The sequence below is a fragment of the Moorena sp. SIO3I6 genome (assembly GCF_010672095.1).
This window is the reverse complement of sequence record NZ_JAAHHU010001625.1, coordinates 1-1,120: the sequence shown is the minus strand read 5'-3', so window position 1 is coordinate 1,120 and position 1,120 is coordinate 1. Positions and strand designations below refer to the sequence as shown.

Below are 1,120 nucleotides of genomic sequence, written 5' to 3'. Positions count from 1 at the left end.
TAGCATCCTGCTACTAACAAGTGATGGAATTACGGAAGCAACCCTGAATCCAGTGAATCCAGTGACAGGTTCTTCATCCGATGGGTCAACCAGCACCAGTTCTAGGCTTGAGTCATCCGGTCTTTGGCAGCTTCTGCTTCAGGAACCTGCTCCGTTTGACCTTAGTAATTTCTTAGCTCGGATTCGAGAGCGTACCAATCCGATTCAGGAAGACGACCAAACCCTAGTATCTCTGGAGGTATTGTAGTGGATGAAAACAGAACTACAGATACCGAGTGACCTGAAGTTTTTGAGCATTGTCGAAAACTGGTTTCTAGGGATTTTGCAGGTTGAACTCGGAAATCGTGTTGATTGGCCTAGTCTATCCAATCGTTTGCGATTGGTGTTAGTGGAAGCTTACTCTAACGTAGTTCGTCATGCTCATCGGGATCAACCCAATTTACCGGTCTTGATTCGCCTAGAACTCAAAGAACGGGATATTGCTCTGGAGATTTGGGACTATGGTCAAGGATTTGACCCATCCTTTTATGAAGCACCGGATCCAGGTGATTTACAGGAAAATGGCTATGGCTGGCTGATTATCCATCGACTAATGGATCGGGTAGAGTATAACTTACAGGTCAATGGTCGGAATTGTTTGGAGTTGCAAGTCAGCTTAGCCCAGTAGCCCAGTAGCGGGAAAAGTATTTTTGGCGTTGCTAAATTGAAAATGCAATTGTTAATTAAGTTAATAATTAAGTTAAATTTCTGATTTAATTAAGCCCATTAGTTTGCGCTTTCGGCCATGAATAGTGATTAATTTATTACGATAATCTGACCATTCTTGTTCTTTATCCGAAGCAAGATAAGCATCACGGGCTTTTTTCAGCCATTCTACTGCTTCATCATAGTATTTTGCTTTCCCTGCATCCATAATTGACTCGGCGCGACGACAAGCATTACGAATTACCCAATCAGGATTGATTTCTATGGCTGCATCCATAACCCTTTGAGCTAAGTACAGGACAAAACATGTATTGATTGCCGAAAGTCGAACTGATGAAGGGATTGAGGATTAAGGATAAGATGACGCAGATGGTCAAAACCTAGACGGAAAAGACTCTTGGCCCTACGTCCGTGA

The 1,120-nt window shown here is 42.9% G+C and carries 2 protein-coding genes and 2 pseudogenes; 2 read left to right on the top strand and 2 right to left on the bottom strand.

Going from position 1 to position 1,120, the window contains the following annotated elements; translation table 11 throughout:
• Both F6K49_RS51775 and F6K49_RS51770 read left to right on the top strand, forming a co-directional pair.
• Positions 1-247: pseudogene (locus F6K49_RS51775) on the top strand (fused response regulator/phosphatase); the annotation flags it as partial.
• A 3-nt stretch (positions 248-250) separates the two neighbouring features.
• Positions 251-667, top strand: a complete 417-nt coding sequence (locus F6K49_RS51770; RefSeq protein ID WP_075900440.1) for an anti-sigma regulatory factor — start codon at positions 251-253, stop codon at positions 665-667.
• Between the two features lie 72 nt (positions 668-739).
• Here the strand turns inward: F6K49_RS51770 and F6K49_RS51765 are convergent, their stop codons facing one another.
• Both F6K49_RS51765 and F6K49_RS51760 read right to left on the bottom strand, forming a co-directional pair.
• Positions 740-982: a hypothetical protein gene (locus tag F6K49_RS51765; RefSeq protein WP_198954079.1), complete on the bottom strand. Its 243-nt coding sequence runs from the start codon at positions 980-982 to the stop codon at positions 740-742.
• A gap of 11 nt (positions 983-993) precedes the next feature.
• A pseudogene (locus F6K49_RS51760) lies at positions 994-1,120 on the bottom strand (IS4 family transposase); the annotation flags it as partial.